The sequence below is a fragment of the Chromatiales bacterium genome, assembly GCA_020445605.1.
Classification (GTDB): domain Bacteria; phylum Pseudomonadota; class Gammaproteobacteria; order JAGRGH01; family JAGRGH01; genus JAGRGH01.
Map to the genome: position 1 here is coordinate 77,004 of JAGRGH010000047.1, position 14,567 is coordinate 91,570.

Below are 14,567 nucleotides of genomic sequence, written 5' to 3' on the forward strand. Positions count from 1 at the left end.
GCGAATGGCGCTGGATACCTTGCTTGGAGCAAGTCGCGAAGTGTCGATCACGGACAGGCCATGCCGTGGCAGACGTTTGCGCCAAGGTCCACACCACTGCCGACTTCATCATCAAAGTTGTTGGGGTCGTTATTGCCAACCATGACATTCTGCGTGTAACCGGTGTCCACGGACAGGGTCAGTCCGAAACCACCGTTGGACGAGGCGCGGTTGCCAATCACCATGGCCCCGGAGGCCGATATGCCGTTTGTCTCGTTCAGATAGGCGCTGTTGCCCATGACGACTCCGCCGGTTACGCCAATTCCGTAGCCTTTGTTGTTCCACGCGATACTGTTCGTGATCAGTCCGTTCCCGGCAGACATGCCGTGAAATCCATTGTTGAAGGCAATGCATTTTTCGATCTGGCCCGCCGACCCGATTACGATGCCTTCGAGTCCGTTGCCGGTTGCTTTGACGCGGGTGACGTCACCGATTTCGCCAAGGTAGATTCCCCGCCCGCCCATGTCTCGCACGATGCCGTTGGATACGCTCACGCCGCGTCGGTCCGCGGCGTCCACGCCGCGCCCCACACCCGGGTCCGTGCAGGCCGTCGGCGGAGAGGGATCGAAACTACACGCGATAGTGAACCCATTCAGGTCAACCGAGACATAGTCGGCCTCGACCAGAAGGGCGGTCACATCTCGTGAGCCGGTCGCGAGATTGCTGGTCAACCGATAGCTGCCCTGTGCACTGATCGTGACAGGAAACCCCGGCGTATCGCCTGCTGTCACACCACCCGCGAGCGCACGTGCCTGATTGATCTCGATGACGCCGTCGACTGCCGACGCGGTGCCGGCAAGGGATATCCAGAAAACGACGTGCCCGATGCGACATGCAAATCTGGTATTCATAGCGATCCTCGATCGTGGCTGCCCTCACACCCGCACGCGGACGCGGCGGCTCCAATGGGCCAGTGAGGGCGTTCAGACAGCGAGCTTAGCTCAGCTCAGCTCAGCGGCATCTAGTGTCCTGTCCCGCAATTATCTATCGTTTCTGCGTTCAGCAACGCCCCGATCCGTTGTTACCGCTACAAACGGCGGTCGATCGCGCTGAAACCGCCCACGTAACTCCGGGTCAGACCCCGCGGGGGCCAGCGACCATTACGGACACGCCATGGCGTGACAGGTGTTGCCACCCAGGTCCACGGCGCCGACGTTGACCTCATCGTTCTGGTCACCCAGTTCGTTGTTGTCGCGCATGACGTTCTGCGCGTAGCCGGACTCGCCAGTCAGGTTCAGTCCATACCCGCCGTTTTCCGCGGCCTGATTGCCGATGACCGTAGAGCCGCCGCTGGCGGAGATTCCATCGACAAAGTTGTGATGTGCGCTGTTTCCGCTGATTACGCTCGATGACGCGGCAATTCCGTGTATCTGGTTCAGGGTGACGGAGTTTCCGCGGATCACGCTGCCGACGTCCGCCTGAATGCCGGTGGCCTGGTTTTCCGTCGCGATATTGTTCGTGGAGGTCGAATAGGCGCCGGTCTGGATGCCGTTGAAACCGTTGACCTGAGCGACACAACTGTCGACCCGGCTGCTGATGCCGACCTGGATGCCGGTTTCGCGATTGTTCCGCGCCTTGACGCGCGAGACTTCCGAGAACTGCCCGAGCCAGACACCGCGGCCACCCATGTCACGCACCATGCCGTTGGTCACGGTGAGGCCCGCGCGGGTCTCGCCGTACACGCCGTGTCCGGTACCGGGGTCGGTGCAGGGCGTCGGCAGCGGTTGTTCGAAACTGCATGCGATCGTGAAGCCGTTCAGGTCGACCGTCACGTAGTCGGCCTCGATCTGGATGGCCGTGACGGCGTGCGCGCCAGTCGCGAGATTGCCGGTCAGCCGGTAGCTGCCGGGCGCGCTGATGGTGACCGGGAAACCCGGCGCATCTCCGGGCGTCACCCCTCCGGCGAGCGCCCGGGCCTGGTTGATCTCGACGACCCCGTCCACGGCAGGTGCCGCGACGGAAAACGACAGCAAACCGAACGCGAGCGCCGCAACGACGCCCGGACGAACAGAACTGCGGCGCATGCCCTTCTCCGGTGAATCCGTGGCTTCGGCCGGGGAGCCGGCCGATGCCGCCGAACATTACGCCACTTTGCCGGAGGGCGCGAGCGCGCACCGGCTGCTGAAAACGGCCCCATCCGCGGCCTGTTCAAGCTCACAACCGACACCTGCCGACCGGTGTGTGCGGATTCTGGGCCGCACTCAGCGGTGCACCCAGGACACCCGCCCGTCGGCGTGGAACACCAGGCAGCCATGACCGGCAGGGCCGCAGTCATCGAGCAGGTGGATCGAATCCCGACTCCGGTTCAGCCGCCAGGCCAGACCGTCGATGCCGATCGCGAAAAAGCGCTGGCTGTCTTCCACGCGTACCGACAGCTGCGAGGGAATTTCCGCTTGTGAAAGCGCTTGCAGGGTCGACTCGGCCCAGCGCGCGCGACCGATCAGCGCGGGGTGATCCAGCCAGCGCGTGCCGGCCACTGCGACCCACGACGACAGCCCGACCAGCGCGGCCGCAAGCACCACGCGCCGGCTGCCAAGCAGGCCGCGCGCCAGGGCGATGACCGGCAGTATCGCCGCCACCGCCGCGTAGTACGCATAGCTGTTCCAGGCCATCGGGAAATACGGCGCGTACGCCGCCAGCGCAAACGCCGCGGTCATGAACCAACGGCGCCGCCCCAGATCGGTTTTCCGCGCGGCAACGGTCCAGACCCACAGCACGGGCACTGCCGTGGCGACCGCCCAAAGCAGCCCCGGCCCGGCATCGCCGAGCAGGATCATGCGCAGCGCCTCGCGCGGCACATTGAGCATCCACGCCGCGAACGAGACCCCGTTGCGAACCAGATTGTCGCCAAGGTTCAGCGCATAGGCCGGCGGAATGGCCGAGGTAAAGCGGACCCGCAGCAGCAGCCACATCACGACGATGCAGACTGCCAGAATCCATACGACGATCTCGGCGCGGCGCACCGGTTTCGCCACGAACACGGTTAGCACCGCCATCAGCAGAGGGGTCATGATCGCCGCCTCCTTGCTCATCAGCGCCGCGACCAGAAACGCGAGGGCGGCACCAAACAGTACCGCCCGCGCCCGTCCCGAGGCCTGACCGGCCGCAACCCATGCGGCCAGGCTCAGCGCGGTGAACGCCGCCAGCACGGAACTGTTCGCGGCCGATGCCCAGTGCACCGCCAGCAGATGCAGCGCCAGCACGGCATACAGGGCGCCGGCCAGTCCGGCGACTGCGCCGGGCGCGCCCCAGCGACAGGCGCGCGCGAGCGTGAACGAGAGCAGCCCCACCGAGGCCGCCGCGATCAGCAGAAAGGCCAGATTGCCAAAATGCGTTCGCCTGGCATCACCGCCCAGCGCCGATTCCACGAATCGCCACCAGGTCTGATGCGACAGCGGACGCCAGAACTGGCCATGCACCTCCGGGACGAATGCCGACCAGAGCGGCTCGCCCGCAAGATTCGCGGCCCGCGCCTCAATGAGAAAGTGATAGTCGTCCGCCCAGAACGGCGTGTGCAGCGCGGGCAGCCACAGGACCGCGGCGAATGCACCGAGTATGGCCACGGCGATCCACACCGGACGCGCCGCGCCGGCCATCCCGGCATTCAGTCGCGAAAGGCCCATCCGCCCGGGGTCTACCCGCGGATCAGCCCGTTGCAGCCGGCGCGGAACCGCCCGCGCTGGCCGCATGTCCGCCAACGGGCGCCGGGTCGCGATGGAACAGCGAATACACCGCGGGAATCAGGAACAGCGTGATCACGGTCGAGGCCGCCAGCCCGCCGAGCACCGTGCGCGCGAGCGGCGCCTGGGCATCGGCGCCCTCGCCGATGCCGAGCGCGAGCGGCAGCAGCGCCAGCATGGTCGTCAGGGTCGTCATGAGAATCGGCCGCAGGCGTCGACGGCCGGCCTCGGCGAGCGCCTCGCGCGTCGCCACGCCCTCGCGGCGCAGCTGTCCGGCCTGGTCGACCAGCAGGATCGCATTGTTCACAGCAATGCCACCGAGCAGGATGCAGCCGATCGCCGACTGCAGGTTCAGCGTCGTGTGCGTCAGGAACAGGGTCAGCAGCACGCCGACCGTCGCGACCGGCACCGACAGCATGACGATGAACGGATCGCGCAGCGATTCGTACTGCGAGGCCAGCACCATGTAGACCAGCACCAGCGCCAGGCCGAGCGCGACGGCCAGTTCGCGAAAGCCCTTTTCCTGTTCCTCGAACTTGCCGGAGATGGTCAGGTCGTAGCCGACCGGCAGCGCAATGCCGGCGATGCGTTCGCGGATGTCGCGCGCGACCGAACCCAGATCGCGGTCGGCGACGTTGGCCTTCACGGAAACGATGCGCTGCTGGTCCTTGCGTTCGATCAGCACCGGTCCGCGTCCGGTCTGCGTCGTCACCAGATTGCGCAGTGCGACGAGTTCCCCGGAGGGTGTACGCACGCCCAGGTCGAGAATCTCGTCGATCGAGCGTCGCTCGGCGTCCGCGAGCTGCACGAGGATGCGATAGGAATTGCCGGCAACGCGGTACTCGCCGGCCTTCGAGCCGGCAACCGCGGTCTCGATCAGGTCGGTCACGTCGCGAACGTTCAGGCCCAGGTCCGCGACCTTGTCGCGCAGGATGTGGATATGCTGCTGCGGAATGCCGGCCTCGCGGCTGACATCCACATCGGTGACGCCCGGCACATCCCCGATTGCGCCCGACACCTGACGCGCGAGCAGGCCGAGCGTTTCGAGGTCGAACCCGCGCACCTCGACTGTCACACCTTCCTCGGTCGCAAGGATGCGCTCGAGCAGAAACTGGCCCTGCGGCGCGCGGGTCTTGATGGTCATGCCGGGAATGCGCCCGTCGAGCTGTTTGCGCAGTTCGCGCGCAATCTCCTCGTTGGAACGCGAGCGCTCGGTGGCCGCCGTCAGAGACAGGCGCATTTCACCGGACGCCTTGGCGCTGCCACGCGTGCCCGAGGTCACCACCGTTGTCACCGACGACACGGTTTCGGGGACGGCCGCGTTGACGACCTTTTCCATCTCGCGGGTCTGCCGGTCGATGAGATCAAGCCTTGTGCCGACCTCCATCTCGCCGGTGACGCGCACCTCGCCCTCGTCGCTCGGCGGCAGGAATTCGCTGCCGATATACGGCACCAGCAGCAGACTCGCCGCGAACGCGGCAATCGACAACGCGATCGCCAGGAAGCGGTGGCGCAATACGGTGAGCAGTCCATCGCCGTAGGCGGTCTCCAGCGCCTTCAGCGCCGCACCCGCGCGCGCGGCGATGCCGGTTTCGCGCTCGCCCATGGCCCGCGCCGGATCGCGCGCGAGCATGCGCGAAGCGAGCATCGGCACGAGGCTCAGCGAGACCAGCAGCGAACAGGCCAGCGAGAACATGATCACGTAGGCGAGTTCCTTGAACAGTTCGCCGGACACCCCGCGCACGAACACCAGCGGCAGGAAGATCACCAGCGTCGTGACCGTGCCGGCGATGACGGCGGTCGCAACCTCGCGGGTTCCGGCAACGGCCGCTTCCATCGGCGCCTCGCCGCGTTCCTGGTGGCGCCGAAAGATGTTCTCGAGCACGACCACGGAACTGTCGACCATCATGCCGACGCCGAGCGCGAGCCCGCCGAGCGTCATCAGGTTCAGGGTGAACCCGCCAAAGAACAGCAGCGCAAAGGTGGCGACGACCGAGATCGGGATCGCCAGCGAAATCACCGCCGTGCTGCGCAGGTTGCGCAGGAAAAACAGCAGCACCAGCACCGCCAGCGCGCCACCGTAGAGCACCGACTGCGCGACGTTCGAGATCGAGCGCTCTATGAAATTGCCCTGGTTGATCACGGGCACGATATGCACCTGCGGGAACGCCCGGTTCAGTTCGTCGACTTCGGCGAGCACCGCGCGCGCGACTTCCACCGTGTTCGCGCCGGCCTGCTTGCGGATCGCCACGCGCAGCCCGCGTTCGCCGTTCACGCGGATGATGCGCGTGAGCTTCTCGTAGGTGTCGTGCACCCGCGCGACCTCGCCGAGCTTCACCAGCGCGCCGTCGTGCTGGCCGATGACCGTCTGGCGGATCTCCTCAAGGCTTGTGAACTCGGCCGGCGCGCGCAACGTGACCTCGTAACGGCCTCGCTCGATCTTGCCGGCCGGCCGGTCCAGATTCGCAGCGCCGATCGCATCGCGGATCGCGTTCAGCGACAGCCCCAGCGCGTTGACCTTCGCGGGATCGATTTCCACGCGCAGCTCGCGCGTGAATCCGCCCCAGGGATCGACCTGCGCGACACCGGGAACGCGCGCGAAGCGGTAGCGGATCTGGTCCTCGACGAACTGCGTGAGTTCGACCGGGTCGAGCGGGCTGGAAATACCGAGCAAGACCACCGGAAAGGTATCCACGTCGAACTTCGTCACCCGCGGCCCGACGATGTCGTCGGGCAGTTCGCTGATCTCGTCCTGCAGCGTCGCCTGCACGTCGACCGCGACCGTATCGATGCTCGTGCCCCAGCCGAAGCTGACCTTCACGCTGGAGTTGCCATCATAGGAAGTCGAGGTCATCTCCTCGACGCCCGGCACCGTCGAGATGATCTCCTCGACGATCTGCGTGACCAGCCGCTCGACGACGATCGGGTCGGCACCGTCGTATTGCGTGCGCACGGTCAGCGTCGGCAGTTCGATCGCAGGCAGGAGGTCGATCTGCAGGCGACCGAGCGCGACCGCCCCGAGCACGACGACGACCATGGTCACCATGGTGGTGAACACCGGCCTCCGCACGCTCGCCTGGGCAAGACTCATGGCGCCTTCTTGCGTTCCTTGCGCGGCTTGTCGTCGGCGGGTGATTTGCCATCGCCAGTACGAACCGCAGAGCCGTCTTTCAACAACTGCTGACCGAGCACCACGACACGGCCGTCGAGGCCCTCGCCGTGGACCTGTACGCGCAAGCCGGACTGGATGCCGACGCGCACCGGTCGCCAGACGACGCTCGCGCCATCGGGTGTGAGCACGAACACGCCGTGCTGATCGTCGCGTTTGACCAGTGCGGCCTCGGGCACGATCACCGCGTCCTCCACCGTTGCGAGCACCACGGCCGCGCGAATGAACATGCCGGGCTTGAGTTTCAGTTCAGGGTTGTCGACGCGCAATTCCACGCGCGCCTGCCGCGACGCCTCGCGGAACACCGGCGCAATCCGCGTGATGACGCCGGCGAAGGTCCCACCCGGATGGGCGTCGGTGGACAGCGCGGCCGTCTGACCGACGCGCAGCAGCGTGTAGTCGCGCTCGGTCACGTAGAACACGGCCTCGACCGGATCGAGCGCGACGATGCGCAGCAGCGGCGCGTTCGCCGCGACGGTGTCGCCCTCGTCGACGACCCGTTCGGCGACAAACCGGCGCCCGCCGTCCTCACGCCAGTCGGCGGCAACCTTCGTGTAGCCCAGACGAATGCGCGCGGCCTCGAGCTGGGCCTCGGCACTGGCGATCCGCGCACGCGTGACGCTCACCTGCGCCTGTTTCGCGAGGTAGTCCGCGTTCGCGGTGTCGCGCTGCGACTCGCTGCTCACACCGCGCGTACGCAGCTGGTCGATGCGCTCGAGTTCACGTTTCGCGATCGCGACCAGACTCTCCGCCTCGGCATGGCTGGCGCGGGCGACCTCGAGATCGGCACGCGCAACGGCGACGGCCTGCACGAATTCCGCATCGTCGAGCCATGCGACGACCTGTCCACGTTCGACCGGGTCCGCCAGATCGACATTGAGCTGCCTGACCCGCCCGCCGACCTTCGGCGCAACGTCGAACTCGGCACTCGCACCGAGCGTGCCGGTGAACGAACGCACATCCTCGATCGGTCCGTGTTCGATCGCGGCGGTTTCAACCGGAACCGGCTTCTTGTCGGCGCCCTTCCCCTTGGCGGTCGGCGCGGGCTCGTTCAGGCGCGCATGAATACCCCAGGCCAGCGCCGCGGCGACGGCGAGCACGATCAGCCAGAACAACGCGCGTCTGAATACGCGTGCGCTCATGTCGAAGGGATTCCTCTGCGTCCCGGGGTTACAGGACTTCGGCCTCAGTATGGGTGAAATCGTTCCGCCCCGCCGGCAATCGAATACCGAGCGCGCGACCAGCGGATTGTTGAAGCGAGGATCTCAACAGCCTGCTAACGGCGTTTGACGTCATAGCTGACTGCGTCGTCGGTCATCAGGACGAAATCATCGCCGCTGCGTCGCTCAATGTAATAGGTCGCCGCCTCGCCATCGTCATAGACCAGAAACAGTTGCGCGTCCTGCATCGCGCCCCAGCGACCCTGGCGCGACTGCGTTGCCGCGCCGTCCGACCAGAACACGAAACGACCGTTGCCGTTCAGCCGCAGTCGACCGGCGCCGGGCATGTAGCGCCACTGCGCCTGCGGCTGCAACGTCCACTCACCGACCAGGGTGCGAGACGCAGTGACGCCCGGGATCGACAGCAGCGCCGCGGCATCCGCCGTCGAACCCCGCGCATCGGGCGGCGGCGCCGAAAGCGCCGCAAGCTGGCGGTCGAGTTCGCGCTGCTCGGCATCGGCGTGTTCATGCATGCCGCGCGCACGCAGCACGTCGATGCGCTGCTGGTAGCGCTGGCGCAGCCCGCGTTCCTGTTCGGCCCGCCGGGCATCGTCCTGCGCCTGATACTGACCGCCCGCGTTCGCCTGCTGCGCCGACTGCTGACGCGAGAGCAGCTTCGCCAGGCTGTTCTGCAACAGGTTTGCCTCGCGCCGGCCCTGCTCGGTGAGCTGGCCGTAGCCGATGCCGGACAGGGTCTCCTGCGCCCCGGCGATGTCGCCGGCCTTCAGCCGCTCGGCCGCCAGCGCGACGCGTGCATCCCCGGCTGCGGCGTCGGCCTCGCCGGCGTAGTTGCTGCCGGCGTCCGCACTGCCGATCTTCGCCCGGCCGACCACCGGACCGAGCGCCGTCGCGGCCTCCAGCGCGGCGACCGCCTCGGGCTGGCGCCCCAGTGCACGCAGCGCCTCGGCACTGCCGGCCCAGGCCGATGCGATCAGGCTCGCCGCGTTGCGTGGCGCCGGCGGAGGTTCCGATGGATCGCGCTCGCCCGGCAACATCGCGCCGAACATCTCGACCGACTGCCAGCCCGGCTCGAACCGCGGCACCAGCGCGGTGATCGCGGAGTTCGCAACCAGCGCCGCAGGCCAGTCGCGCCGCTCGGCGGCCAGCGCCGCCAGCCGCGCGTTGGCCGCGATCGCGGTGGCGAACGCCGCGGCATGCCGTGCCGGCGGGGCTGTCTGCGGATCGTCCGCGGCCAGACGGGCCCGTTCCAGTGCGGCGGCGATGCGGTATTGCACGGCAGCGGCACCGGGCTGGCCCTGCGCCTCGAACGCCGCGCCCAGATACGCCGCCGCCCGCGCGTCGGTCGGGTCGATCCGCGCCGCGCGTTCGAGATCGGCCTGCGCACCGCGCTGATCGGTACGCCCGATGCGCGCCCACGCGCGCCGCAACAGCGGCGCGGCCGTGGTCTGGTAAAAGCGGTCCGCGGCCAGCCGCTGCTCGGTCGCACGATCGGCGTCGCCCATGCGCGCGTAGACGCGGGCGAGTTCGTCCTGCGCACGCGGGTCGCTCGCGTCCAGTGCGATCGCGCGTTCCAGCGCCGCGGCCGCGGCGGACAGGTCGCGCGACCACTGCGCGACATCGGCCTCGAGCAGATGGCCGAGATAGGTGCCGGCGGTCGCCTTTAGTGCGCGATCGACGGCCTGGCGTGCGCGTCGCCGCAGCTCCTCGGCCTGCCGGTCGAGTGCCGCGGCCTGCGCAAGCTCGGACTGGGTGGGCGGATGGCAAGTCGTCGTCGTGACTTCCCAGACGCCGTCGTAACGGGTCTCGGTGCGTGAACTGCTCGAGCAGTCGTCGCTGCGCAGTGCCGCTGCCTGGGCATTCATCGCGTTCGCGCGACGCGCCTTGTAGTAGGCGTAAAGGGCCAGCGCCTCGGGATCATCCGGGGCCAGTTTCAGCGCCCGGTCGGCGAGCTGTTCGGCCTCGCCGTCGCGCTGGAGCCGCGCGAGGACCGAGGCCTTGGTCAGCATCGCCTTGACACTGCGCGAATCGATCGCGAGCGCCGCGTCGAGCGCGGTGACGGCGCGCTCGAGTTCCGACTCGCGCGAACGCTGCCAGCGCCACGCGACCTGCGGCCGGCGCGGTTCGACCGTCTCGCCGCGCAGGTCGGCCTCGTCGGCGAGATGGGTCGCAAGCGCGATGTGCGTCGCGACATCCTTCGGCGCCGCGCGCACCGCGGCCTCGAGGATGCGCAGCCGGTTCTGGTACCCCTCGTCATAGCGCAGGCGACGTGCGCCGGCCGCGCGCTGCAGGGCCACAGCGGCCGCGTCGAGCCGCGGCTCATCAGCACCGTCGTTCGCGGCGTCGACCAGCCTTTCGCGCAGGGCCTGGACCGCTGCGGCGCTCGGTGCCGCGGGCAGCGCAGTCGCGATGCGCGCGCGTGCGTCGCGCGCACCCGCATCGCCGAGTTCCGCGGCCAGGGCGAGGTCCGCGGCGGCACGTTCGCCGTCGCCGAGCAGGGCGGCCGCCCGCGCCCGCTCGCGGTAGGCCGCAGCCATGCGCGTATCCAGTGTCAGCGCGATGGTGAGCTCGCTGCGCGCGGTCTGCGCGCGTCCGAGTTCCAGCCATGCGCGCCCCATGAGATAAATCATCCCCGGGTCATCCGGATAGGCGCGGCGCGCGAAACCGGCGTAGAGCAGCACGTCCGACCAGCGGCCCGAAGCGGCCCGCTCGTGCGCCTTCGCGCGATGCGCCGGCGCCAGATCGGGATCGACCAGCATGCGGTTGGCGAACCAGCTCGCCGCCCTGTTGCGTGCCGCGTCGAGCGCCGCATTGCCGCGCAGACGGCCGTCGCAGCGGGCCTGAACATGGGCCTGGGCGTAGTCGTCGATGACGAATGATGCGTAGTCGGTCGGATAGTCGTTCTTGCTGCCCTGGATCAGATGACCGGGCACCGCGAAGCGGCCGGATTCGCACTGGCGATCGCCGGCCGGCACCTGTTTCTGCAAACTGCGCGGTGGCTTCAGTCCACCACCCGGATAGACATCACCGCCCATTCCCGCGGCGGCCGTGCTCCAGAGCTGCGCCTCGCGGCCACGGCCACCGAGACGCGAAAAGCGGCCCAGGGTCTTCACCGCGAGATCGAAACGCTCGGCCGCGGTCTGCGCAACACCGAGCGCGAGCACCATGCGCGGGTCGCTGCCGGAAGCATCCAGCGCCGACTGGAACGACCGCTCGGCCTGCGCGAAATTGCCAGCCCGCAGCGCCTCCAGACCGTCCAGGTATGGGGCAAGCCCCGCGGCGGCGTGGTCGGCCGCGAACGTGACCACGGGGCAGGCCAGCACGATTGAACCGAGCCACGCAATCGCGCGATTCCGACGCGTACGAACAGTGCTCACACCGAGTTACCTTCAGGAACCGTTCAGCTTGCCCGGAGCATAGTCCACACCGGCCCGCGGCAGTGGAGTTCTCTCGGGAGGCGCGGATCAATCCACCCGGGATTGGCAGCGCATCGCGGCTGAATAGTTCAGCGATTTCCCGAGCCACACGCTATGCTCCGGGCCACGGCACGCCGCCGATCGATTCACGGCGGTGCACGACGCACATGAAACCCAAAGAACATAAGGAGTCCGTCCAGTGAAACTGAAACTTGTGGCCATGACCGCGACACTCGCCCTGCTCGCAGGGGGCACCGCATTCGCCCGCGACTGGGACAACAACCCGCCCGGCTGGCGCGGCGGCCCCGGCACGAACTGGGAGAACCCGCGTGGACCGGTCGGCGGCCCCGGCGCCTCGCCCGACCGTCGTTACTGGCGCAACCCGCCCGGACCGGCCGGCGGCCCAGGCACCGGCCCGTACTGGGGCATGGCGAACCCGCCCGGCCCCGTCGGCGGCCCCGGCAGCGGCGCGTACTACCGCCATGACTGGGACAACAATCCGCCCGGTCCGCGTGGCGGCCGTGGCACCAACTGGGAGAACCCGCCCGGCTGGCGCGGCGGCTGGGGCGCCTCGCCGGACTGATCCGGTCGCTTGATTGCCGCCGCGGCCAGCAACCGCGGCGGCCGTTCATTTGTGCCCCGGCCACCGGCCGGACCGATCATCAGCCTTGAGCCGGCAGACACCACGCGTTTTCGACAGCCATCTGCCCGACGACAACAACAGATCGAACGCATGCGGGTATCCAATCGAAAGCGGGTCATGGTCACGGGCGGCGCGGGCTTTCTCGGGTCGCACCTTTGCGAGCGGCTGCTCGCCGACGGCTGTGACGTGCTGTGCGTCGACAACTTCTACAGCGGCACGCGCGATAACGTCAGCCACCTGTTGTCGAATCCGCACTTCGAGCTGATGCGCCATGACGTGACCTTCCCGCTGTACGTCGAGGTCGACGAGATCTACAACCTCGCGTGTCCGGCCTCGCCGATTCACTACCAGCGCAATCCGGTGCAGACGACGAAGACCAGCGTGCATGGCGCGATCAACATGCTGGGGCTCGCCAAGCGCACGCGCGCAAGGATCTTTCAGGCGTCGACCAGCGAGGTGTACGGCGACCCCGAGGTTCATCCGCAGCGCGAGGACTACTGGGGACGTGTCAACCCGAACGGCCCGCGCTCGTGCTACGACGAGGGCAAGCGCTGCGCCGAGACCCTGTTCTTCGACTATCGGCGCCAGCACGGCCTGGACATCAAGGTCGTGCGCATCTTCAACACCTATGGACCGCGCATGCACCCGAACGACGGGCGCGTGGTCAGCAACTTCATCGTCCAGGCACTGCGCGGCGAAGACATCACGATCTACGGCAGCGGCGAGCAGACGCGCAGCTTCTGCTACGTGGACGACATGATCGACGGCTTCCTGCGCATGATGGCGAGCCCCGCCGAGTGCATCGGCCCGGTCAACCTCGGCAACCCCGGGGAGTTCACGATCAACGAGCTCGCGAAGACCGTACTGAAGCTCGTCGGCGGCCCCTCCCAGCTCGTATACAAACCACTGCCCGGCGACGACCCCAGACAACGCCAGCCCGACATCGGCCTGGCTCGGGAAAAACTGGGGTGGGAACCGAAGGTGTCACTGATACCGGGCCTGGAAAGGACCATCGAGTATTTCCGGAGATTGGTCAGGTAGCGATCCGGCAGAACTCGCGCGAATCATTGTCGCCCCGTCCCGCGAATGACAGGCCAAAGCGCACCCCTCTGTGAACGCACGTACGACCGGGCAGAAACGCAATGCCCCGACCGACCCGTTTCGCGACAGCCCCGACACACCCGATTACACCTGCGGCGCGCCGGGTCAATAAGCACGCACCGCAGAAACGGCGGCGCTCAAACCACCACCAGCTGCTCCAGCTGCGCGCGCTGGGCCATGGCGTCCGCATAACCGAGATCGATGAGATCACGGCAATACGGGCCCTCGAACAGCAGGTAGCTCATCAGCGGGCGTCCTTCGCGCGTCAGCGCCCCGAGCCCGCGCAGCAGCAGGCGCACGGATTTCGGGAACAGCCCGACATGGCGTTGCACGTATTCGCGCAGGTCCACGCTCGGCGCGACCATCAGGAAGTCGATCGGCCGCAGACGGCCGTCGCTATGGCCGGCCTCACCGCTGCGCGTCTGGCTGATGGTGTGGTTGATGCGGTTCATGCGCTCGAGATCGGCATCCAGCGAGTCCAGAAACAGCGTGTCGAACACATAGCCGGTGATCTTCGCGACACTCGGATAAGCGGCCGCGCCGTTGGCGCCGTTGGCCGGATCATCGCGCGGCGGACGGGCACCGATGATCAGCAGCCGGTTCGCACCCAGGTGAATCGCCGGGCTGAGCGGCGAGGTCTCGCGCATGGAGCCATCGCCGAAATACTCGTTGTCGATCTCCACCGCCGGAAACACCAGCGGGATCGCCGACGACGCCAACAGGTGATCGAAACCGATTTCCGTGCGAATGCCGCGGCGGCGCGTGCGTGCCCAGTCCTGCACATCGGGGGTCGCCTGGTAGAAGGTGATCGAGCGACCGGTCGAGTAGCCGAAGGTCGTCACGCCCAGCGCGCGCAGATGACCGTCGTCGAGCGCCTGGCGGATGCGCTCGAACTGGACGTAACGATCGAGCGACTCCCGCAGGGGCGCAGGGTCGAGCAGGGAGTGCGGCTGTTCGCCGCCGCGCCCGCCCGTGAATACCGACCACGCCCAGCGCAGCCCGGTCTTGAGCGCCTTGCCGGTATGTGCGTCGAACACCATGTCGACGCGGAAGTTGCGCCAGATGTTCTCGAGGTAGGCGACCCCGGCGCGGAAGTTCGCGGCGTGCCCGGCGAGGATCGCGGCGTTGATTGCACCCGAGGATGTGCCGCAGATCACCGGAAACGGATTGCGCGCGTCTTCCGGCAGCACCTCGGCGATGGCCTTGAGCACGCCAACCTGATAGGCGTTGCGGGCGCCACCCCCGGGCAGGATCAGCCCGTTGACCGGCGGCTCGGACTTCTTGCGCGACCAGAACCAGTACACCTCTCCGATACTAGCAGCCAAGCCCGTTCGCGTCCCT

9 protein-coding genes are annotated in these 14,567 nt (G+C 67.7%); 2 read left to right on the plus strand and 7 right to left on the minus strand.

Going from position 1 to position 14,567, the window contains the following annotated elements; translation table 11 throughout:
- Positions 1 to 47: 47 nt before the first annotated feature.
- From KDG50_10040 to KDG50_10065, 6 genes are all read right to left on the minus strand, one after another.
- Positions 48 to 890 (minus strand): right-handed parallel beta-helix repeat-containing protein, encoded by an 843-nt coding sequence (locus KDG50_10040; protein MCB1865760.1) that lies wholly within the window; start codon positions 888 to 890, stop codon positions 48 to 50.
- 249 nt (positions 891 to 1,139) lie between these two features.
- Entirely contained in the window at positions 1,140 to 2,063 is a 924-nt protein-coding gene (locus tag KDG50_10045; GenBank protein MCB1865761.1) for a right-handed parallel beta-helix repeat-containing protein, read from the minus strand.
- Between the two features lie 177 nt (positions 2,064 to 2,240).
- Entirely contained in the window at positions 2,241 to 3,662 is a 1,422-nt protein-coding gene (locus tag KDG50_10050) for a hypothetical protein (protein MCB1865762.1), read from the minus strand.
- Between the two features lie 22 nt (positions 3,663 to 3,684).
- Entirely contained in the window at positions 3,685 to 6,810 is a 3,126-nt protein-coding gene (locus tag KDG50_10055; GenBank protein MCB1865763.1) for an efflux RND transporter permease subunit, read from the minus strand.
- The gene (locus KDG50_10060; GenBank protein ID MCB1865764.1) at positions 6,807 to 8,030 is read right to left on the minus strand and encodes an efflux RND transporter periplasmic adaptor subunit; all 1,224 of its coding nucleotides are present in this window, start codon (positions 8,028 to 8,030) and stop codon (positions 6,807 to 6,809) included. Before KDG50_10060 ends, KDG50_10055 begins: the two co-directional genes overlap by 4 nt.
- Before the next feature lie 134 nt (positions 8,031 to 8,164).
- Positions 8,165 to 11,443: a tetratricopeptide repeat protein gene (locus tag KDG50_10065; protein MCB1865765.1), complete on the minus strand. Its 3,279-nt coding sequence runs from the start codon at positions 11,441 to 11,443 to the stop codon at positions 8,165 to 8,167.
- Between the two features lie 259 nt (positions 11,444 to 11,702).
- Between KDG50_10065 and KDG50_10070 the strand changes: the two genes are divergently transcribed.
- Complete coding sequence (locus tag KDG50_10070) at positions 11,703 to 12,065, plus strand: hypothetical protein (protein ID MCB1865766.1); 363 nt, start codon at positions 11,703 to 11,705, stop codon at positions 12,063 to 12,065.
- Positions 12,066 to 12,215: 150 nt separating this feature from the next.
- Positions 12,216 to 13,166: an SDR family oxidoreductase gene (locus tag KDG50_10075; GenBank protein MCB1865767.1), complete on the plus strand. Its 951-nt coding sequence runs from the start codon at positions 12,216 to 12,218 to the stop codon at positions 13,164 to 13,166.
- 197 nt (positions 13,167 to 13,363) lie between these two features.
- On the opposite strand, the gene KDG50_10080 is transcribed toward KDG50_10075, so the two are convergent.
- Entirely contained in the window at positions 13,364 to 14,551 is a 1,188-nt protein-coding gene (locus KDG50_10080) for a patatin-like phospholipase family protein (GenBank protein ID MCB1865768.1), read from the minus strand.
- Between the last annotated feature and the right edge of the window lie 16 nt (positions 14,552 to 14,567).